General features: G+C 64.9%; 18 protein-coding genes and 2 tRNA genes. 7 read left to right on the top strand and 13 right to left on the bottom strand.

Annotated features, from left to right (window positions below; all coding sequences use genetic code 11):
* The 4 genes from I5R65_RS11570 to I5R65_RS11555 all read left to right on the top strand — a co-directional run bounded on the left by I5R65_RS11570 (position 1) and on the right by I5R65_RS11555 (position 2945).
* Positions 1-705 (top strand): amino acid ABC transporter permease, encoded by a 705-nt coding sequence (locus I5R65_RS11570; RefSeq protein ID WP_180669838.1) that lies wholly within the window; start codon positions 1-3, stop codon positions 703-705.
* Positions 702-1517, top strand: coding sequence for an amino acid ABC transporter ATP-binding protein (locus tag I5R65_RS11565; protein WP_180669836.1), 816 nt, complete (start codon positions 702-704; stop codon positions 1515-1517). The genes I5R65_RS11570 and I5R65_RS11565 overlap by 4 nt, the downstream gene beginning before the upstream one ends.
* Positions 1514-2176: a DUF1989 domain-containing protein gene (locus I5R65_RS11560; protein WP_180669834.1), complete on the top strand. Its 663-nt coding sequence runs from the start codon at positions 1514-1516 to the stop codon at positions 2174-2176. The genes I5R65_RS11565 and I5R65_RS11560 overlap by 4 nt, the downstream gene beginning before the upstream one ends.
* A gap of 526 nt (positions 2177-2702) precedes the next feature.
* Complete coding sequence (locus I5R65_RS11555; RefSeq protein ID WP_180669832.1) at positions 2703-2945, top strand: hypothetical protein; 243 nt, start codon at positions 2703-2705, stop codon at positions 2943-2945.
* A gap of 266 nt (positions 2946-3211) precedes the next feature.
* Here I5R65_RS11555 and I5R65_RS11550 read toward each other — a convergent pair whose 3' ends face one another.
* Positions 3212-4456 carry a S9 family peptidase gene (locus I5R65_RS11550; protein ID WP_231395153.1) on the bottom strand — a complete coding sequence of 415 codons (1245 nt, stop codon included), beginning with the start codon at positions 4454-4456 and terminating at the stop codon, positions 3212-3214.
* 274 nt (positions 4457-4730) lie between these two features.
* Here I5R65_RS11550 and I5R65_RS11545 point away from each other — a divergent pair, with 274 nt between their 5' ends.
* Positions 4731-5117: a hypothetical protein gene (locus I5R65_RS11545; RefSeq protein ID WP_180669830.1), complete on the top strand. Its 387-nt coding sequence runs from the start codon at positions 4731-4733 to the stop codon at positions 5115-5117.
* Positions 5118-5379: 262 nt separating this feature from the next.
* On the opposite strand, the gene I5R65_RS11540 is transcribed toward I5R65_RS11545, so the two are convergent.
* From I5R65_RS11540 to I5R65_RS11485, 12 genes are all read right to left on the bottom strand, one after another.
* Positions 5380-5456, bottom strand: a tRNA-Arg gene (locus tag I5R65_RS11540).
* A 112-nt stretch (positions 5457-5568) separates the two neighbouring features.
* A tRNA-Pro gene (locus tag I5R65_RS11535) sits at positions 5569-5645 on the bottom strand.
* A gap of 67 nt (positions 5646-5712) precedes the next feature.
* Complete coding sequence (locus I5R65_RS11530; RefSeq protein ID WP_180669828.1) at positions 5713-8493, bottom strand: nitrate reductase; 2781 nt, start codon at positions 8491-8493, stop codon at positions 5713-5715.
* Between the two features lie 16 nt (positions 8494-8509).
* Positions 8510-9751: an NAD(P)/FAD-dependent oxidoreductase gene (locus I5R65_RS11525; protein ID WP_180669826.1), complete on the bottom strand. Its 1242-nt coding sequence runs from the start codon at positions 9749-9751 to the stop codon at positions 8510-8512.
* Position 9752: 1 nt separating this feature from the next.
* Positions 9753-10115, bottom strand: a complete 363-nt coding sequence (nirD, locus tag I5R65_RS11520) for a nitrite reductase small subunit NirD (protein WP_180669824.1) — start codon at positions 10113-10115, stop codon at positions 9753-9755.
* Between the two features lie 15 nt (positions 10116-10130).
* The gene (nirB, locus tag I5R65_RS11515) at positions 10131-12704 is read right to left on the bottom strand and encodes a nitrite reductase large subunit NirB (protein ID WP_180669822.1); all 2574 of its coding nucleotides are present in this window, start codon (positions 12702-12704) and stop codon (positions 10131-10133) included.
* Positions 12705-12715: 11 nt separating this feature from the next.
* A complete protein-coding gene (locus I5R65_RS11510; protein WP_180669820.1) occupies positions 12716-14023 on the bottom strand; it encodes an MFS transporter in 1308 nt (435 codons plus the stop codon).
* 376 nt (positions 14024-14399) lie between these two features.
* Entirely contained in the window at positions 14400-14717 is a 318-nt protein-coding gene (locus tag I5R65_RS11505; protein ID WP_180669818.1) for a YnfA family protein, read from the bottom strand.
* 12 nt (positions 14718-14729) lie between these two features.
* Positions 14730-15221 (bottom strand): MgtC/SapB family protein, encoded by a 492-nt coding sequence (locus I5R65_RS11500; RefSeq protein ID WP_180669816.1) that lies wholly within the window; start codon positions 15219-15221, stop codon positions 14730-14732.
* A 258-nt stretch (positions 15222-15479) separates the two neighbouring features.
* Entirely contained in the window at positions 15480-15866 is a 387-nt protein-coding gene (locus I5R65_RS11495) for a hypothetical protein (RefSeq protein WP_180669814.1), read from the bottom strand.
* A 165-nt stretch (positions 15867-16031) separates the two neighbouring features.
* The gene (locus I5R65_RS11490) at positions 16032-16862 is read right to left on the bottom strand and encodes a helix-turn-helix transcriptional regulator (protein WP_180669812.1); all 831 of its coding nucleotides are present in this window, start codon (positions 16860-16862) and stop codon (positions 16032-16034) included.
* Positions 16863-16893: 31 nt separating this feature from the next.
* Positions 16894-17460: a kinase inhibitor gene (locus I5R65_RS11485; protein WP_231395152.1), complete on the bottom strand. Its 567-nt coding sequence runs from the start codon at positions 17458-17460 to the stop codon at positions 16894-16896.
* Positions 17461-17695: 235 nt separating this feature from the next.
* Here I5R65_RS11485 and I5R65_RS11480 point away from each other — a divergent pair, with 235 nt between their 5' ends.
* Both I5R65_RS11480 and I5R65_RS11475 read left to right on the top strand, forming a co-directional pair.
* Complete coding sequence (locus I5R65_RS11480) at positions 17696-18109, top strand: nuclear transport factor 2 family protein (protein ID WP_180669810.1); 414 nt, start codon at positions 17696-17698, stop codon at positions 18107-18109.
* A gap of 61 nt (positions 18110-18170) precedes the next feature.
* Positions 18171-19601: an FAD-binding oxidoreductase gene (locus I5R65_RS11475; RefSeq protein ID WP_180669808.1), complete on the top strand. Its 1431-nt coding sequence runs from the start codon at positions 18171-18173 to the stop codon at positions 19599-19601.
* The last annotated feature ends 25 nt before the right edge of the window (positions 19602-19626 follow it).

Raw genomic sequence — 19626 nt, 5'->3', positions numbered from 1 at the left:
ATGGCCTTCGATCCCGGTATCCTGCGCCCGCACGTCCCGGCCCTGCTGGGCGGTCTGGTGGACACCTTCTGGCTGTGCGCAAGCAGTGCCGTGCTGGCCTGCCTGCTGGGCATCGTGCTGGTGGTGTTGCGACGCATGGGACCGCGGCCGCTGGCCGTGCTCATCGATGCCTATATCGCCGTCACCCTGGCCTTGCCCTTGCTGGTGCTGCTCTATGTGAGCTTCTACGTACTGCCCGACTTCGGCCTGCTGCTGCCGGCGCCGCTGGTGGGGGTGTTGACGCTGGCCATCTATTACGCGCCCTACATCGCCCAGGTGATCCAGGCCGCCATCGACGGCCTGCCCCGGGGCACGGTGGAAGCGGCGGTCGCCATCGGCATGCCGCCGCTGGCCATCGCACGCCGGATCGTGGCGCCCCAGGCCTTGCCCCTGCTGCTGCCGACCCTGACCGGTCTGGGTATCGGCCTGTTCAAGGATTCCGCATTGCTGTCGGTGATCTCGGTGCATGAATTCATGTTCGCCGCCAAGAGCGTGGTAGCCGAGACCTATGCGCCGCTGGAAGTCTATTGCATGGTGGCCCTGGTGTACTGGGCCGCCACCGGCTTGCTGCATGCGCTGACGCGACGCTGGGAGCAGCGCATTGCCATCGCCCATGGCGTCCAGTCCCATGGCATTTCATCCTCCTCATCCGCTCGCACGCCATGAACCCGACCGAACCGAATTCCCCCTCCGGTGGCGCGATCGCCCTGCGCGTTCGCAACATCGTCAAGTCCTTCGGCCCGCAACGCATCCTCGACGGCGTCAGCCTCGATATCGAGCGCGGCAAGGTGGTCTGCATCCTCGGTCCCTCCGGATCGGGGAAGTCGACCCTGCTGCGCTGCCTGAACTGGCTGGCGCCGCCCGACGCCGGCGAGGTCTGGATCGGCGATGAGCGCGTGGGCATGCGGGAAGGGCCGCACCAGCGACTGCAGCCCCGTCCCGCGCGCGAGATCCGTGCCCAGCGCAGCCGCATCGGCATGGTGTTCCAGAGCTTCAACCTGTGGCCACACATGAGCGTGATCGACAACGTCATGGAAGGCCTGATCTCGGTCAAGGGCATTCCGCGCCTGAAGGCCAGCGACATCGCCGCCGAAGCACTGCGCAAGGTCGGCCTGGCCGGCAAGCACACAGCGATGCCGGCCGCGCTGTCGGGCGGGCAACAGCAACGGGTAGGCATCGCCCGCATGCTGGCGATGGCGCCGGAGGTGATTCTTTTCGACGAACCCACCTCGGCCCTCGACCCCGAGCTGGTCGGCGAGGTGCTGGCCGTGATGCGCGCCCTGGCGGCCGCCCAGACCACCATGATCGTGGTCACGCACGAGGTGGCCTTTGCGCGCGACGTGGCCGACGTGGTGGTCTTCATGGACGGCGGCAGGATCGTCGAGATGGGGCCGCCTGCGCAGGTGATCGATCAACCGTCTTCGGCGCGGCTGCGCCAGTTTCTTCAACGCTTCAACCCAGGAACCCCGACATCATGACTTCTCCCGCTTCCATTACCGTTCCCGCCGGCCACGGCAAGGCCGTGCGACTGCAGGCCGGGCAGGCCGTGCGCGTCATCAACACGCACGGCACCCAGGTGGTCGACTGCTGGGCATGGAATGCCTACGACCTGGCCGAATACATGTGCATGGAGACCACCCGCGTCTGGAACCAGCGGCTCAACCCGGTGCTCGGCGACAGCTTCGTGACCAACCAGCGCCACCCCATCCTCACCGTGGTGGAGGATGCCACGCCGGGCGTGCATGACACCTTCATGGCCGCCTGCGACCGCCGCCGCTACGAATTGCTGGGCGTGCAGCACTACCACCGCAATTGCTGCGACAACATGTTCGAGGGCATGTTCGAACTGGGCGTGACCCCGCCACGGCCCAACCTGGCCTCGTTCAACATCTTCATGAACATCCGCGTCCAGCCCGACGGCATCACCCTCAAGACCCTGCCCACGGTGACCAAGCCGGGCGACTTCATCACCCTGCGCGCGGAGATGGATTGCTTCGTCGCTTTTTCAGCCTGTCCGCAGGACATCGTGAAGATCCAGGGGCAGGGCGACAATACCCCCAAGCCGGTCGAGATCAGGGTGCTGGAGCAGTTCCAGTCCGACCTGCCGGGAACCCACACCTGGGTGCCGCAGGATTGAGCGGGCAGCCCTGGGTGAGGGAGCAGCCGGCCTGCCTCTGCGGGAGTCTAGCGAGGGGCGGGGATCAGGACTATTTCCTTTTATTTTCCTAACGACAAATGGCGGGAATGGGTGCGGCCGTCCTGTCTGCATGGCGGCATGCAGGCAGACACGCTGTCGGTCACTTTGCTATCCTGCTGGCTGGCCTGCACAGGGCAGGGGGAAGGGCGCTGAATCCGGGCATCGGGGCTGGATCACGATCTTGTATGGATCTTGTCTTCTGGATGTATGGACGCTAGCTGGTTAGAATGGCTAAAAACAAGTGTTACCGGGACAGTGACACACCTGTGCTGGGGCCTGTTCCCACTCAATCTGCGCATCTCGCAGATTGAGTGGGAACAGGCCCGACTTCGGATTCAAGGCTGGCGCCGCAGTGGAGGGCGCCCCATCAACAAGGGTTTTGACTGTGGTGGTATCCGATAGCGCTCAGGCAACTGCAGCGCTATCGGCTTTTTTCGTCACTGCCCGCAACTGGAAAACACGCATCATGGATTGGGTCCCTATCGTCTTCGTCGTCTTCAAGCTCGTCGTGCTTTGCACGGGCATGTTCTACGCCATCAAATGGCACTACGACCAAGGGAAGAAAGAAAAGGAAAAAGGCAAGGAGATGCGCGTCGTACTGCGGGGAGCGGTGACGGTGATTGCGATCTTTTTGGTGCTGCTGGTGGGGTTGGGGGTAGTGACGTATGACGTCGCGAAAATGTTTGGGTTGGAGTTGACGTTTCCCTGATGGGAAGCATCGTTGACCGATACCGTCTGATGCGACGGTCACTCGCTGATGGGTACGGCGCATTGCTGTCGCCGGACTGAATGCCTTGCCGGAGCCGTAGTCTTTAGCTGACGGGGGCGCTGCGTCCCGGCTCGCCGTATCGCCCTCACCATGGCAGATCCAGAACCAACGAGGATCAACGATGGCGCCGAACAACACGGCTGCCCCAATTGCATCAGCAAAAGTCAGTCGTTGAGTGGCCCGGCATGCGCCGCCAGGCCGACTCCTTACTTGCCCGCCACCTTGTCATCGAACCAGCGTTTCCAGGAGGGCACGGCCGTGGCAAAGGTCCCGCGATGCGTGGTCGGTCCGGTGGACACTGCCTGCACATGCGGATTGCCGGCACCCATGGCCTGTGCATACGCCATCGCCATGCGGCCCACGCCGGGGGTGATGGCTTCATCCGATTCGCCATAGTAATTGCGCACATCGGAGCGGATCACCCAGCGATAGGCCTGGGTGGTCGCGATCAGGCGACCATAGGCGGATCGGGCGAAGTATTGCGGATCGAAATATTCCGGCCGCATCAGCTTGTGCAGGTCGGTGGGGATGTCGGCCACGTTGAAGGGCTGGCGATTGTAGGCTTTCTGTGCGACCTCGTAGGAGGCGTCGTTGAGCACCGAGCGTGCCAGACCAGGTACGCCGTAATAGTTTTCGAAGGCGAAGGCCGACAGGATCACGATGCTGTTGAGCCAGTCCGCATCATTGGGACGGGGATAGGTGAGAAAACCTTCGAGCAGCGCGAAGACATCCAGCGGTGCACTGGCGGTGGTGGCTGCATCGACCTTGATGCCGGCCGCTTCCAGCTTTTCCAGGAAGGCCATGGTCACGAAACCGCCCTGGGACCAGCCTGAAAGAAACAGCTTGTCCTCGCGCACGCCCATGCTGGCCAGCACGCTGCGCGCGGCCAGCAGCATGTCATAGGTGGCTTGCTGATGGCTGCCCTTGACCATGTAGCCCTCCGGCTCGCCGGAAATACCCATGCCGAAATAATCCGCGCCGATGAGTGCATAGCCCTGGCCGGCAAACTGGGCAATCATCAATTGCGTTTCAGGCGATTGCTCGGGGAAGGACGGCACCTGCTGGCGCCCATACACCGTGCCATGCTGGTAGGAGACCAGCGGGTAGGACTTGGCCGGGGTATCAGGCAGGGCCAGCAGGCCGGAAGCCAGGATGGGCTGGTTGCCGCGCTCCGGGATCACTGAGGGATAGATCACCCGATACAGCAGCACGGCGTTGCGCGCGGGCGAGTAGGTGACGGGAACGCCGGAGAAGGCCGGCGTGTCCTTTTGCAGAATGGTATTGAGCTTGTCGACATCCCAGCGGCCAATCAGTTGGACACGCACGCCGGACGCCACCGCCTGTACGGCCGTTGTGGCAGGGCTCTGTGCCCCCGCCGGCGCAGGCAGGATGGACAACACGGCGCTCAGTATTCCCAGCACCATGCTGGTACGCATCAGGCATGACTTCATCGCTACCCCTTGTATTTGTATTGGAAATGCATCGCTGCAATCATTTGTGCCGGCGCTGTGCGGCAGGTCTGAGACGCGTACGACGCATGCCCAGTCTGGCGCATTATGACGAGCCGGGGCACAGCACAAAGCGGGAAAAGCGGGAGCTTTACCTTGCAAGCGCCAGTTTGGAGGCGCCATGACATCTGGTATAAACACGGTCTGGAACGTCGCTCCCCATCCCCTGATGGCGGACGGCGCCATTCACCTCCCGATTTCGAGAAACGAGCAAGCCATGAACAAGCCTACTCACTCCCGCTTCCGCTTCCTGAAGCTGGTCGCCCAAGCTGGGCTGATCTGCGCCGCCCTGAGCCATCAGGCGCACGCGCAGGCGAACCTGGACTTCTTCGCCAATACCGCCGTGGCCGATCTGCAGAAGGAACAGATCAACTCCCTCTATGCCGCCATCACGACGTCGCTGGATGCAGGCGTGAGCGGCAAGACCTCGCAGTGGACCGATGGCCCAAAGCCCTCCACCACGGCCAAGATCACGCCGACCTTCGAGCAAGGCACCAAGCCCTGCGCCAAGGTGGACCTGGTGGTCAGCAGCAAGCGCGGGACCGAGCCACTGAAATTGCGCTATTGCAAGAACGATGCAGGCAAGTGGGCATTGAGCAACTGATTCCTGATCGACGGCACGGCCCCGTATAGTCCGGCGGCACCGGCAGCAAATGCCACGAGAAAACGACGACCTGCGGGTCGTCTTTTTTTTGCCGTGGCCGCCCATGCACGTGCCTCAGCACCAGTGTCCCGGAGGAGGGGCGGTTCCTGGTTGTGCAGTTTTGCTGTGGCAGATGTGTAATACGGAGGCGTCATCGTGGCGAATGTATCTCGCCTGACGAATCACTAAGTGCTTGATGTGCAATGGAAATGTGCCAAAGATATGGCCTGCCCTGAGGGACTCGAACCCCCGACCTATGGCTTAGAAGGCCATTGCTCTATCCAGTTGAGCTAAGGGCAGTTCGGCGTGGCCGGCGGGAAGGGCGGGCGCTACTGCATCAGTGCGTCACCGCAATTCCACCAGCGAGCCAGAAAAGGAAAACGGGCTGTAAAAACAGCCCGTTTTTCAAGTGTGGTCGGAGTACAAGGATTCGAACCTTGGACCCCCTGGTCCCAAACCAGGTGCGCTACCGGGCTGCGCTACACTCCGAGAAGCGAGATAATAGCAGCATCTTTCGCGAACGGTCAACAACGATTGCAAGCAAGCTTAAAAACAATCAGGAAACCGCCGCTCCCTCCCGGGCTTCGGCCACTTTCTGCAGCTTGATTTCCACCAGTAGTTTCTTGATCTCTGGCACGCAGGAGCCGCAGTTGCCGCCGGCCTTCAGGCAGGCCGTGACCTGGCTGACCTCTTCCAGGCCCTGCTTCTTGATGGCGTCGCAGATGGTGTTGCGGCCCACGCCAAAGCAGGAGCAGACGGTGGGGCCGGTGTCGGCGCCTTTTTCGATGGGCTGGCCCACCAGCAGGCCGACGCGGTCAGCTTCTTCCAGCTTGTCCTTGGCGAACAGGCCGGCCAGCCAGGAGCGCGAGGGCAGGTCGGGGCGGGCGGACATGAACAGGCACATGTCGATGCGGTCATCCACCACATGCACGGCACGATAGCTGCCGTCACTCAGGTCTTCATATTCCAGCCAGTCGGCGTCGTCGTCGCGCACGCCCAGCAGGCTGCGCGCCCAGGCGGTGTGGTCGTTGATCTGGTTGCGGCCGGCCAGCTCATAGCGCAGGAAGTCGCGGCCCTGCACGCGGGTCCAGTGGGTGATGTCGTCCAGTGCCAGCGTATGGCGGGTGAGGATGAAGCCGTGCCAGCCGACGCGGAATTCTTCGATGGCCACCGGCGTGTGCTTGAACTCGGGCTCGCCCGAGACCGGGTCGACCACCGGGTTGACCACCGCGCCCACGCGGGCGTCCGAGGCCGACTGGCTGTTCCAGTGGATGGGCACGAAGACCGCGCCACGCGGGATGCCGCCGCCGTGCTGCACCCGCGCCACCATGGCGCCCCAGCGGCTGCTGATGCGCGCCAGACCGCCTTCGCGCAGGCCGTAGAGCAGGGCGTCCTGGGGATGGATGTCGATGAAGGATTCGGCGATGTGGCTGCCCAGGGTGGCCGATTTGCCGGTGCGCGTCATGGTGTGCCAGTGGTCGCGCACGCGGCCGGTGTTGAGGATCAGCGGGTAGTCTTCGCAGGCGGCATGCAGCGGGCTGCGCGGCGCGGTCGGCACAAAACGCGCACGGCCGTCGGCGGTACTGAATCGGTAGTCCTGCAGCACCCGCGCCGTGCCGGCCACGCTGCCATCGGACAGGCGCTGCACCGGCCACTGGATCGGTGCCAGGGTGTCGTAGCCGCTGCGCTCCAGGCCGGTCAGGCCGGCCAGGTTGAAGACGCGGCGCACTTTGCCCGGTTCAGTCTCAACGTCGGCCTCGCCATTGCGATAGGCCGACAGGCGGGCGTGTTCGTCGAAGATGGCATGCGGGCCGTCGAAGTCGAAACCCTCGAAGCCCATGCGCTGCGCCACCTCGCACAGGGTGTGCCAGTCGCCGCGCGCTTCGCCGGGGGCGCTCAGGAAGGCGCGCTGGCGCGAGATGCGGCGTTCGGAATTGGTGACCGTGCCATCCTTCTCGCCCCAGGCCAGGGCCGGCAGCAGCAGGTGGGCGAAGGCATTGGTGTCGGTCTGGGTGACCACGTCCGAGGCCACCACCAGTTCGCATTTCTGCAGGGCGCGTTGCACCAGGTCGGCGTCGGGCAGGCTCACCATGGGGTTGGTGGCCATGATCCACACCGCCTTGATGCGGCCGTCCTCGATGGCGCGGAACATGTCCACCGCCTTCAGACCGGGTTGGTCGGCGATGCGCGGGGATTGCCAGAAGTCTTGCACGATCTCGCGGTGCAGCGGCTGCTCCAGGTCCATGTGGGCCGCCAGCATGTTGGCCAGGCCGCCGACTTCGCGTCCGCCCATGGCGTTGGGCTGGCCGGTGATGGAAAACGGTCCCATGCCGGGCTTGCCGATGCGGCCGGTGGCGAGGTGGCAGTTGATGATGCTGTTGACCTTGTCGGTACCGGCGGACGACTGGTTCACGCCCATCGAGAAACCGGTGACGACCTTGTCGGTGTCGGCAAAGGCCTGGTAGAAGGCCAGCAGGTCCTGCAGGTCCACCTTGCAGATGCGTGCGACGGTGGCGGGATCGGCGCAGTCGGCGTCGGCCACCGCCAGGGCATCGTCGAAGCCGTTGGTATGGGCGCCGATGAAGGTGTTGTTGCGCAGGCCGCGATGGGCCAGGTAACTCATCAGGCCGTTGAACAGCCAGACATCGGTGCCGGCCTTGATCGGCAGGTGCAGGTCAGCCAGTTCGCAGGTGGCGGTGCGGCGCGGGTCGATGACGATCAGGCGCATCGCGGGGCGGGTTTCCTTCAGGCGGGCGATGCGCTGGAACAGGATGGGGTGGCACCAGGCAGCGTTCGATCCCACCAGCACCACCAGGTCGGCCAGTTCCAGGTCTTCGTAGCAGATCGGCACCAGATCTTCGCCGAAGGCGCGCTTGTGGCCGGCCACGGCCGAGGACATGCACAGACGCGAATTGGTGTCGATGTTGGCGCTGCCGATATAGCCCTTCATGAGCTTGTTGGCGATGTAGTAGTCCTCGGTCAGCAACTGCCCGGAGACATACAGGGCTACCGCATCCGGCCCGTGTTCGGCGATGATGGCGGCGAACTTGCCGGCGACTTCGTCCAGGGCATCGTCCCAGGACACCTGCTCCAGTTCGCCCTGGGCGTTGCGGCGCTGCGGGTGCAGCAGGCGGCCATCGAGATCGACGGTCTCGCCCAGGGCCGAGCCCTTCACGCACAGGCGGCCGAGGTTGGCGGGGTGCTGCTCGTCGCCCTTGATGCCCAGGCTGCCGTCCTCTTTCAGCGATGCCGTCACGCCGCAGCCCACGCCGCAATAGGGGCAGGTGGTGCGGGTTGTCGTCACGGCCAGGGCGAGCGGGGTCTGGGAGAGATTCATGAAGTTTCCTTTGGAGCTAGGCGGCTTGCTGGCACATGGCCTGGCCGAAGGGCAGTTCGCGGCGGAAGGCGCTGATGTCGCGGCCACTCTGGATCAGGTCGAAATACCACGGCCCGTCCTTGACGTCGCCATACAGCACCGCGCCCACCAGGCGCGTACCGCGCAGCACCAGCCGCTTGTAGATGCCGCGACGCGGGTCGCGTACCACCAGGTCTTCGGTATCCTCGCCGCCGATGAAGTCACCGGCCGAATACAGGTCCACCCCGGTCACCTTGAGCTTGGTGGCGGTGGCCTGCTGCACGTAGCGACGATGGCCGGCGCCGGCCAGGTGCGCACCGCAGACGCGGGCCTGGTCCCAGATCGGCGCCACCAGGCCGAAGGTGGCCTTGCGGTGCTGCACGCATTCGCCCACGGCATAGACGCGCGGGTCGTAGGTCTGCAGGGTATCGTCGACGATGATGGCGCGTTCGCAGTGCAGGCCGGCGGCCTTGGCCAGGGCGATATTGGGGCGCACGCCGGCGGTCATCACTACCAGGTCGGCCGGGATGCTGCTGCCATCCTTGAAGCGCAGGGCGGTCACGCGGTCCGGGCCGACGATTTCCTCGGTATGGGCATTGAGCAGGAAGCGCAGGCCACGGTCTTCCAGCGCCTTCTTGAGCAGGGCGGCAGCGGGCTTGTCCAGTTGCTGGTTCATCAGGGCGTCGGTGACGTGGACCACGGTCACCTCCATGCCCTGGCGCATCAGGCCATTGGCCGCTTCCAGCCCCAGCAGGCCACCGCCGATGACCACCGCATGCCGGTGGGTGCGGGCCGCTTCCAGCATGGTGTCGACGTCCTGGATGTCGCGAAAGGCGATCACGCCCGGCAATTGATGGCCCGGCACCGGGATGATGAAGGGCGTGGAGCCGGTGGCCAGCAGCAGGCGGTCGTATTTCACTGCCAGGCCGGAGCGTGCATGCACGGTACGTTGGCGGCGGTCGATGTGGATCACCGGGTCGCCCGCGTGCAGGGTGATGCCGTTGTCGTCGTACCAGGCGCGGGGGTTGAGCATGATGTCATCGATGCTCTTGTCCCCGGCCAGGACCGGCGAGAGCATGATGCGGTTGTAGTTGCCGTGCGGCTCGGCGCCGAAGACGGTGATGTCGTACAGGTCCGGCGCCAGCTTGAGCAGTTCTTCCACGGTGCGCATGCCGGCCATGCCATTGCCGATGACTACCAGCGATGGTTTGGCGGCACGCTTGTCGGCCCCGGTCTCCATCTCAGGCCCCGATCCAGACCTTGCCCTGCTCGATGCGCGCCGGCCAGGCGGGTACCGAGTGGGCGGGTTCTTCCAGGCATTCGCCGGTGGTCAGGTCGAAGTGATGCTTGTAGATCGGCGAGGCCACCACGATACGTTCGCCCAGGTTGCCCACCAGGCCGCGCGAGAGCACGGCGGCGTCGGCGTTGGGGTCGTAGTTGCCGATGGCGAAGACGCGTGCCTGCGCCTGGCCCGCGCTATGGTCGATGACGTGGAAGATCGCCACCTGCTGGCCGCCGATCAGGGCAGCCACGCCGGTATTGGGGACGATCTCGCCCAGGTCGCAGATCGGGGTCCAGTGCTGGATTTGCTGGTCGCTGTGCATGCTTGGCTCCTTGGTTCAGACCGTTTCGACGACGACGGGGATGTCGAACAACTTCTTTTCCGCTACGGTCGCCGGGCGGATCTGGCCGCGTTCCTCGACGAAGCGGATGTTGCCATCGGCGGCCTTGCTGTTGACGAAGTGGCGGAAGCGCTTGCGGGTTTCCGGATCGGTGACGGCCTTCTTCCATTCGCATTCGTAGGTGTCGACCACGTGCTGCATCTCGCTTTCCAGTTCGGCGGCGATGCCCAGCTTGTCATCAAGGACCACGCTCTTGAGGTAGTCCAGGCCGCCTTCGAGGTTCTCGCGCCAGGTGCTGGTGCGTTGCAGGCGGTCGGCGGTGCGCACGTAGAACATGAGGAAGCGGTCCACATAGCGGGTCAGGGTGGCTTCGTCGAGATCGGAGGCGATCAGTTCGGCATGGCGCGGCTTCATGCCGCCGTTGCCGCAGACGTAGAGGTTCCAGCCCTTGTCGGTGGCGATGATGCCCACGTCCTTGCCCTGCGCCTCGGCACATTCACGGGTGCAGCCGGAGACGCCGAACTTGATCTTGTGCGGCGAACGCAGGCCCTTGTAGCGGTTTTCCAGGCGCACCGCGAAGCCCACGCTGTCGCCCACGCCATAGCGGCACCAGGTCGAGCCCACGCAGGATTTGACGGTGCGCAGCGACTTGCCGTAGGCATGGCCGGTCTCGAAGCCGGCGGCGATCAGTTCTTCCCAGATATCGGGCAACTGGTCCACGCGGGCGCCGAACAGGTCCACCCGCTGGCCGCCGGTGATCTTGGTGTAGAGGCCGTATTTCTTGGCGATCTGGCCGACCGCGATCAGGCCGTCGGGGGTGACTTCGCCACCGGCCATGCGCGGCACCACCGAGTAGGTGCCATCCTTCTGGATGTTGCCCAGGAAGTAGTCGTTGGAATCCTGCAGGCTGGCATGCTCCTTCTTGAGCACGAAGTCGTTCCACAGCGAGGCCAGCACATTGGCCACCATGGGCTTGCAGACGTCGCAACCGAGGCCGCGACCGTGCTTGGCCAGCAGTTCGTCGAAGCTCCTGATCTGGCCCACGCGCACCAGATGGTGGATTTCCTGGCGCGAATAGGGGAAGTGCTCGCAGACGTGGTTATTGACCGCCATCCCCTGTTTCTTCATTTCCGCCTTCATGACCTGGGTCACCAATGGCACGCAACCGCCGCAGGCCGTGCCTGCCTTGGTGCAAGCCTTCAGATCACCGATATTGGTCACGCCAGAAGCGACAGCAGCGCACAGCTGGCCCTTGGAGACATTGTTGCAGGAGCAGATCTGCGCCGACTCCGGCAGCGCATCCACGCCCAGGCCGGGCTTGGCCTTGCCGTCGGACTGCGGCAGGATCAGGAATTCCGGCGCCTCCGGCAGTTCGATCTTGTTCAGCATCATCTGCAACAGCGTGCCGTATTCGGCGGCATCGCCCACCATCACCGCACCCAGCAGGTGCTTGCCGGATTCGGAGACCACGATCTTCTTGTAGATCTGGCGGCGTTCGTCGGTGAACTGGTAGGAGCGGCTGCCGGCTTCCTTGCCATGGGCGTCGCCGATGCTGGCCACGTCCACGCCCATCAGCTTGAGCTTGGTGCTCATGTCGGCGCCGTTGAATTGCGGCACGTCGATGGCGTCGTCGCGGTGTGACAGCAGGTGCTTGGCGGCGGTGCGGGCCATGTCGTAGCCCGGCGCGACCAGGCCGAAGATCTTGCCGTTCCACAGCGCGCATTCGCCGATGGCGTAGACCGCCGGGTCGGAGGTCAGGCAGCAGTTGTCGATGACGATGCCGCCCCGGTCGCCCACCTTCAGTCCGGCCTGGCGCGCCAGTTCGTCACGCGGGCGGATGCCGGCGGAGAAGACGATCATGTCGGTTTCCAGGTGCGAGCCATCTTCGAAGTTCATGCGATGGGTGTGCTGCTTGCCATCGACGATTTCGACCGTGTTCTTTTGCGTATGGGCGGTCACGCCCAGTTCCTCGATCTTCTGGCGCAGCACGCGGCCGCCGCTTTCGTCCACCTGCACCGCCATCAGGCGCGGGGCGAATTCGACCACGTGGGTTTCCAGCTTGAGGTCGCGCAGGGCCTTGGCGCATTCCAGGCCCAGCAGGCCGCCGCCGATGACCACCCCGGAGGTGGAGCGGCTGCCGCATTCCAGCATGGCTTCCAGGTCTTCGATGGTGCGATAGACGAAGCAGTCCTTGCGCTGGTTGCCGGCCACCGTCGGCACGAAGGGATAGGAGCCGGTGGCCAGCACCAGCTTGTCATAGGCCAGCATTTCTTCCACGCCGGCTACATTGACCAGCACCTGCTTGCGCTCCAGGTCGATCTGCTGTGCCTTGGCGTTGAGCTTGAGGTCGAACTGCACCGCGCTGCGGCCAGCATCGAAGAAGCCCGGCGCCACCAGCGACAGGTCGTCGGCGCTCTTGCCGGCGAAAAATTCGGAGAGGTGCACGCGGTCGTAGGCCGGGCGCGGTTCTTCACACAGGATGGTGACCTGCAGTTCGCCGGCGCCGCTCTCGGCCAGGCTTTCCAGGAACTTGTGGCCGACCATGCCGTGGCCGATGACGATGATCTTCATGGCTTATCTCCTCAGGCTGCAACTTTGCTGTCGGCCAGGACGGCTTCGCCGTTCTTGTCCGAGGCAGTGAAACGGATGGCCACGGCGCACAGTGCCGACACGGTCACCAGCACGCCCAGCGCCGACAGGGTCTGCTGGGTATTGCCCAGGCCCTTCATCAGGAAGCCCGCCAGCACCGCGCCCACGTTGCCGCCGGCGCCGATGATGCCGGCCACCCCGCCCAGGGCCTTGCGGTCGATGAAGGGCACCAGCGCATAGGTGGCGCCGCAGGCCATGTGGGTGAACAGGCCGAAGCACAGCATGGCGAAGATGGCCGCTGCGACGCTGCCGGCGTGGGCGAACCACAGCAGGCCCAGGCCTTCGCCCAGCATCATCACGAACAGCAGAGTGGCGCGGCGGTTCAGGCCGCCCGCGAGGGCTACCTTGTCCGAGATGAAACCACCCAGGGCGCGGGCGAACAGCGCCAGCAGGCCAAAGCTGGCGGCGGCGATGCCGGCCGATTCCAGCGACAGCTGGAAGTGCTCCACGTAATAGATGGCAGCGATGTTGTGGATGAAGATTTCCACGCCGAAGCAGGCGCCGTAGGTGATGAAGAGCATCCACACGCGGTAGTTGGCGGCGGCAGCGCGGAAGCTGGCCCAACCGCCGCGCTTGCCGCTTTCGATGGTCACGCCGGCTGCGCGCAGGTCGTCATAGTTGCCTTCCGGGCAGTCTTGCGTAAAGCGCCAGTAGAGCGCCGCCATGATCAGCATCAGCACGCCCGGCACCAGCAGCGCCACGCGCCAGCCCCAGGCTTGCGAAACGCCCAGCATCAGCACGGCCGCCATCAGCAGCGGCATGAGGCCTTGTGCTACGCCACCGCCGGCATTGCCCCAACCAGCCGTGGCCGCGTTGGCGGTACCGACCACATTGGGGGCGAACATCACCGAGGTGTGGTACTGGGTGATCACGAAGCTGGCACCGACCGCACCGATCAGCAGGCGGAAGAACAGGAAGCTCTCGTAGCTCTGTGCAAAGGCCACGCCGATGACCGGCACGGCGCCGGCCAGCAGCAGGCCGGTATAGGTCTTGCGCGGGCCGAAGCGGTCGCACATGGGGCCGATGACCAGGCGCACCAGGATGGTCACGGCCACGGCGGCGATATTGATGTTGGCGATCTGGCCGGGCGTGAGATGGAATTCACCCTTGATCACCGGCATCAGCGGCGCGCAGGCGAACCAGGCGAAGAAGCAGACGAAGAACGCCATCCAGGTCAGGTGGAAGGCGCGCATCTGCGGCGTGCGCAGGGAAAACAGCTCGATACGATTGGATTTGCTCATCTCGGGTCCTGTAAAAACAAAAAGGCGCCCGCTGGAACCAAGCTGTGGGCTCGGTTCTAGCGGACGCCATTGTCCGTGTGTCTTGCAGATCCATCGTTAGATCGGCATCGAATTGGGGGATCGTCCTTGATCCTGGGCTCTTATGAGCAAAGGTCGTGCCAGACCGTGGGAATCGGGCGGGGCGCCCGTGCGATGCGGGTTTGCGGCGGGAAGAGGAAGAGCAGGGCGCCACTGCAGAGCTGACGGCTGGCCCCGATATATATCATTGCGTGATGTATTGCAGTGCAAGCTGCGCGTTCGTGGTGCAGTGCATCGTGAGGGTGCAGGGCGTCACATCCGGTGTGCCGGCATGTTGCCGCCCGGCCATGGCCGGTGTTCAGCGCGGCTGGAAGGCGATGATGCCCATGCCGGCCAGTGCCACGGCCACGCCCGCGCAATCCCAGGCCGAGGGCCGGATGCCGTCCACCGCCCACAGCCAGACCACGGCTACGGCAATGTAGACCCCGCCATAGGCCGCATAGACCCGCCCGGAGGCGGCGTCATGCAGGGTCAGCAGCCAGGCGAACAGGGCCAGGCTCAGCGCGGCTGGCAACAGCAGCCAGGCCGAGCGGTCCTGCTTGAGCCACAGATAGGGCAGGTAGCAGCCGACGATTTCCGCCACGGCGGTGCAGAGATAGAGCAGCAGGGTCTTCATCGTCGGCGGTGTTCAGTCTTCTTCGCGGGCGGCGATGTCGGCCCGTTCATCGTCGCTCTTGCGCAGCCACTGGCGGTGCAGGAACTGCTCCAGCGGCCGGCCCACCACGAACAGCAACAGGATCAGGGCCGTCGCCATCAGGGCCACGCGCCACCAGCCACCGCCGCAGACGATGCCCACTGCGGCCGTCACCCAGATCGAGGCCGCCGTGGTCAGGCCCCGGACTTTCTCGCTGCGTTGCTCATGGATGATGACGCCGGCCCCAAGGAAGCCGATACCGGTGATCACGCCCTGGATGGCGCGGCTGACGGCGTCACGATAATGGTCGTCGGCACTGAAGGAGAAATCCATCGCCGCCATCGTCACCAGCGCCGAGCCCAGGGCCACCAGACCCAGCGTCTTCATGCCGGTGGGCTTGCCACGCAGGTTGCGGTCGATGCCGATGATGCAGCCGATCAGCATGGCAAAGCAGAGACGGTAGAAGACTTCGTAGTGGTCAGTCATGGGCGCGGTTGGGGCGGGGGGAGAAGGTTGCAATACGGGTGGTTACAGCCCGCCATTGTACCCTTGCACCTTGCTGGTTCCTGCACTCAGAGCCGGACGAACGTGCATAAAAAAGCCCCGTCAGGATCGACGGGGCAAATCAGGCATGGCGGGAAGGAACGGAGGCTACGCCATGCCGCGCTCAAACGTGCAAACTAGTCAAATCCCGCTGAGCGACCTGGCAGGTCGGGTCATGTCAGGAAAGACTGTCGCGACAGATCAGGAACCGGAGCCGCCAGCGCCCGCACCCGAGCCGCCGGCACCACCCGCACCGGAACCGCCGCCCGTGCCGCCATTACCGCCGGGGGAGGTGCCCATGGGACCATCCTTCATCTCGGTGGCATTCGGGTTGTTACCCGAACGGGACTTGGTGCTGCTCTTGTCGGACTTGTTGTGGTTGCGCATGGTCTTGCTCTTGCTGGAGGAACTGCCCGCATCGGAGGCGCCGCTGTTGCCGCTACCCGGGGTGGTCTGCGCACCGGTGGCGCCGGAGCCGGCCGAACCGGAGCCGGCAGCGCCGCCCGAAGTCTGCGCCATGGCGCCAGTGCTGAAGGCGGCAACGATCAGGGCGGTGCCGAGGAATTTCAGAGTCGGTTTGGATGACATGCGTATCTCCTTGAGTTTTGGGGGCGTCCCGCTGTCGCGAGCCGTTGAAGCCATACTAGGCTTCGCTCCCGTTTCCCACAGTCGGACGTCACTTCAACCGCTTGTCGGTGCTTTCGTACCGGGATGACGGTGCATGTTGTTGAGCTGGGTGGCGCCAGCTCACCGTCACGGCAGGGTCTGCCGCAATTCACTGGGGCTCAGCCCGTAATGCTGGCGAAAGCGGATCGCAAAACGCGAGGCCGAATCGTAGCCGCAGGAGGCGGCGATATCGGCAATCGGCAAGGACGAGGCCTGCAGTTGTTCCAGCGCCTGGCCCAGCTGCACCTTGTCCAGCAGTTCGCGAAAACCGGTCTGCTCGCGTGCCAGGCGGCGCCGCAGGGTCGACACGCTGCAGTGGAAGGCCTCGGCCACCTGTTCCAGGCTGCGCTGCTCCGGGGCCAGCATCAGCAGATGCTGTTCGATGCGCTGGCTGATCGCGTCGCCCCGTTCGCGCAACAGACCACCCATCGTCCCACGCAGACTGAGCGCCAGCAACAGGCCTTCGGCGGCCTGGCACTGCAGGTCGGCCGCTGCGTCATCGCGGATGCAGTCAAGCAGATAGCGCCAGGCACGCAGGATGTCGGCGTCCTGCTGCACGCTGACCAGCGCCGCCGCTTCACTGCTTCGTAAGCCCCTTGCGCCCTGGCCCGGATAGTGCAGGCGGAAGCGCTCCAGCAGCGAGGACGGCAGCGAGACCATGTCGGCCGCGTATTCGCCACCCCGGGGCAGGTTGGCGACATTCATCTGCGTGCCGGGGGCGATCAGCAGCAATACATCCTGACCGCATTGCAGATGGCGGCTGCCCCATTGCACCCGCTTGCGCCCCTGCCGCACGTGGCAGATGCTGGCCAGTCCGATGAAGACCTGGCGCAGCTTCTGCTCCTGGCGGGCGCGGATGCGGGTCAGGGTCGGCGCGGGGCCATGCGCGAAGGGCAGGATGGCGAGATCGTTTTGCATGCGGGGATGGGGGTTGAAATCAGCGTCGGAGTCAGCGTCCGTAGTGGGCGGTCAGTCGGGCCTGGCCGAGCACCGAGGCATTGAGCATGAAGCCGAGCATAGCACCGCTGGCTTGTGCATCCAGCGGCAACTTGTCGGTTTTCAAGGCCCAGACCACGAATTGGTAACGGTGCGGCTTGTCGCCTTCCGGCGGGCAGGCGCCACCGAAGCTGCTGCTGCCGTAGTCGGTGCGGCCCTGGATGGCACCTGCCGGCAAGCCCTTGCCCTCGGCCGTGATCCCGCCCGGCAGGCTGGTCACCGAGGCGGGGATGTTGAATACCATCCAGTGCCACCAACCACTGCCCGTCGGTGCATCGGGATCATAGACGGTGACGGCAAAGCTCTTGGTGCCGGCCGGCGCGCCCGACCAGGACAATTGCGGCGACCGGTTCAGGCCGCTGCAGCCGAAGCCCTGGAAGACCTGGGCGTTGCTCAGGGTCTGGCCTTCCTGGATGTCCTTGCTGGTCACGGTGAAATCGGCGGCCTGGGCCGACAGTGCGGAAAGCGTCAGGGCAGCGCTGGTGGCCAGGGTGGCGGCCAGGTGTTTGGAATGGGTCATGCGTATGCTCCACAGGGGTTGAAGAGCGCTCATCGTAGAGTCCACGCCTGCCGCCCATGGTGCAGAAAACGTCAGGCACGGTGCAGAAGGCGTCATCCTGCCCACAGCGGATCGGCTGGCTCCATCGCCGGCCGGCCTGGCCTGATCAAAAGCCTCCGCTGGCTCTATGGCCCTCAGGCCAGGCTCCAGTAGGCTGTGCCGTATTCGCCTGTATCAGGTATCCCATGGAGTTCGCATGTCCTCGCCATCCCATTCGCTCAGCACCGCACCGGCCGTGACGGTGGAAACCCTGCAGGCCTTCTCCGATGCCTGGAACCGCCACGACATCGCTGCCCTCATGAGCTACATGCATCCCGACTGTGAATTCCTCACTGCCGCCGGGCACGATGCCCACGGCACCCGCCATGCCGGCCATGAGGCGGTTGCCAAGGCCTTTGCTTCGGCCTGGATCGCCGTGCCCGATGCGCAGTGGCGCAATGGTCGCCATTGGGTGTCCGGTGAGCGCGGCGTCTCCGAATGGACCTTCACCGGCACCGCCGCCGATGGCTCGCCCATCGAGGCCGACGGTGTCGATCTGTTCATCTTCCGCGACGGCAAGATCCTGCAGAAGAACGTCTTCCGCAAGAACCGCACGGTCAGGCCGGCCTGATTTTCCATCCGTTCTGCCACCCACTCTGCGCCGCCCGTCCACCGCTACCAAGGCCACTGCCATGAACAGCCTGTCCCGCGCCGAAGTCGGCGCTGCCGCTTCCGATCCCCGCGCCCCCGCCACGCCCTACGATCCCGCCTTCGATCCGCTGGTCTCGCGCTCGCCCGGCCACAACATGCAGTACGCGCCGACCTACTGGGTCGCCAGCGCCGGTGAGCCACCGCCGGACGATGGCCCCATCACGGGCGACACCGATGCCGACGTGGTCATCATCGGCTCCGGCTTCACCGGCCTGGCCACGGCCTTGTTCCTGGCACGCGAGCATGGCATCCGCGCCACCGTGCTGGAAGCCAACCAGGTCGCGTGGGGTTGCACCAGCCGCAATGGCGGACAGGGGCAGAACGCCAGCGGTCGCCTGTACCGCTCGCAATGGATCGCCCGCTGGGGTTTGCCGACCGCGCTGAAGCTGGACGAGGAAATCCGCAACGGCTTCGAGACCTTCCGCCAGCTCACCGAGGAAATCGATTGCGATCCCCAGCCTGGCGGCCATCTCTACACCGCCCATCGGCCCAAGAAGATGGACTTCCTGCGCAACGAAGCCGAGGTCATGCGCAGCCGTTTCGGCTACGACACCCGCATCCTGACTGGTGACGAAGTGCGGCGCGAGTGGTGCGGCGACCAGGAGGCGGCCGGTGCCATGCATGAGCCGGTGGGCATCTGCGTGCATCCGCTGAAGCTGGCCTTCGGCTACATGAAGATGGCCCGCGCACTGGGCGCCCGGGTGCATCCCTCCAGCCCGGTGACGGGGTGGGAAACGCGCAACGGGGTCCATCACCTGCGCACCCCCGGTGGGGTGGTGCGAGCGCGCGCGGTGGCGGTGGCCACCGGCGCCTATGGCTTGCAGGGCCTGACGCCGCTGCTGAAGAATCGCGTGTTCCCGGTGCTGTCCAATTCCATCGTCACGCGCCCGCTCACCGATGCGGAGCTGCAGGCCACCAATTTCCTGACCCATCAGGCCATCACCGATACCCGTACGTTGCGCTTCTACTACCGCCTGCTGCCGGACCGTCGGGTGCAGATCGGCAGCCGCAGCGCCATCAGTGGGGCCGCTGCGCATCAGGAGAGCCATTACCGCCTGCTGGTCGACGGGCTGGCCCGCAAGTTTCCCGCCCTCAAGGGGATCCAGATCGATCACTCCTGGTGGGGCTGGGTCGACGTCAGCCACGACATGATGCCGCGCGTGGTGCAGCCCGATCCGGCGCAGAGCATCTACTACGCCCTGGGCTATGGCGGCAACGGCGTGTCCTTCTCGGCCCATGCCGGGCGCCGCATGGCCGAACGCGTGGCCGGCCTGCGTGGGCCGGAAATCGACCTGCCCATCTACGACAGCGCCTTGCCCTTCCCGCGCCAGGGCGAGTGGGCCGCGCCCTTCCGCCGGCTGGGGCAGAGCATGCTCTATCGCTGGTACTGGTTGCGTGACGAAATCCTGTAGGCACAGGCCGGGGGAGAGGTAAAGG

Source organism: Herbaspirillum sp. AP02 (assembly GCF_015767275.1).
Taxonomy (GTDB): domain Bacteria; phylum Pseudomonadota; class Gammaproteobacteria; order Burkholderiales; family Burkholderiaceae_D; genus Herbaspirillum.
The sequence above is the reverse complement of the archived record's forward strand: the minus strand, read 5'-3'. Positions and strand labels throughout refer to the sequence as shown.

Excerpts from the sequence above, each read along its gene's own strand:
- I5R65_RS11570 (WP_180669838.1), top strand. The coding sequence starts at position 1 with ATGGCCTTCGATCCCGGTATCCTGCGCCCGCACGTCCCGGCCCTGCTG.
- I5R65_RS11530 (WP_180669828.1), bottom strand. The coding sequence starts at position 8,493 with ATGAATCTCTCCCAGACCCCGCTCGCCCTGGCCGTGACGACAACCCGC.
- I5R65_RS11545 (WP_180669830.1), top strand. The coding sequence starts at position 4,731 with ATGAACAAGCCTACTCACTCCCGCTTCCGCTTCCTGAAGCTGGTCGCC.
- I5R65_RS11485 (WP_231395152.1), bottom strand. The coding sequence starts at position 17,460 with ATGACCCATTCCAAACACCTGGCCGCCACCCTGGCCACCAGCGCTGCC.
- I5R65_RS11505 (WP_180669818.1), bottom strand. The coding sequence starts at position 14,717 with ATGAAGACCCTGCTGCTCTATCTCTGCACCGCCGTGGCGGAAATCGTC.
- I5R65_RS11495 (WP_180669814.1), bottom strand. The coding sequence starts at position 15,866 with ATGTCATCCAAACCGACTCTGAAATTCCTCGGCACCGCCCTGATCGTT.
- I5R65_RS11555 (WP_180669832.1), top strand. The coding sequence starts at position 2,703 with ATGGATTGGGTCCCTATCGTCTTCGTCGTCTTCAAGCTCGTCGTGCTT.
- I5R65_RS11510 (WP_180669820.1), bottom strand. The coding sequence starts at position 14,023 with ATGAGCAAATCCAATCGTATCGAGCTGTTTTCCCTGCGCACGCCGCAG.
- I5R65_RS11475 (WP_180669808.1), top strand. The coding sequence starts at position 18,171 with ATGAACAGCCTGTCCCGCGCCGAAGTCGGCGCTGCCGCTTCCGATCCC.
- nirB (WP_180669822.1), bottom strand. The coding sequence starts at position 12,704 with ATGAAGATCATCGTCATCGGCCACGGCATGGTCGGCCACAAGTTCCTG.
- I5R65_RS11560 (WP_180669834.1), top strand. The coding sequence starts at position 1,514 with ATGACTTCTCCCGCTTCCATTACCGTTCCCGCCGGCCACGGCAAGGCC.
- I5R65_RS11500 (WP_180669816.1), bottom strand. The coding sequence starts at position 15,221 with ATGACTGACCACTACGAAGTCTTCTACCGTCTCTGCTTTGCCATGCTG.
- I5R65_RS11490 (WP_180669812.1), bottom strand. The coding sequence starts at position 16,862 with ATGCAAAACGATCTCGCCATCCTGCCCTTCGCGCATGGCCCCGCGCCG.
- nirD (WP_180669824.1), bottom strand. The coding sequence starts at position 10,115 with ATGCACAGCGACCAGCAAATCCAGCACTGGACCCCGATCTGCGACCTG.
- I5R65_RS11550 (WP_231395153.1), bottom strand. The coding sequence starts at position 4,456 with ATGAAGTCATGCCTGATGCGTACCAGCATGGTGCTGGGAATACTGAGC.
- I5R65_RS11565 (WP_180669836.1), top strand. The coding sequence starts at position 702 with ATGAACCCGACCGAACCGAATTCCCCCTCCGGTGGCGCGATCGCCCTG.
- I5R65_RS11480 (WP_180669810.1), top strand. The coding sequence starts at position 17,696 with ATGTCCTCGCCATCCCATTCGCTCAGCACCGCACCGGCCGTGACGGTG.
- I5R65_RS11525 (WP_180669826.1), bottom strand. The coding sequence starts at position 9,751 with ATGGAGACCGGGGCCGACAAGCGTGCCGCCAAACCATCGCTGGTAGTC.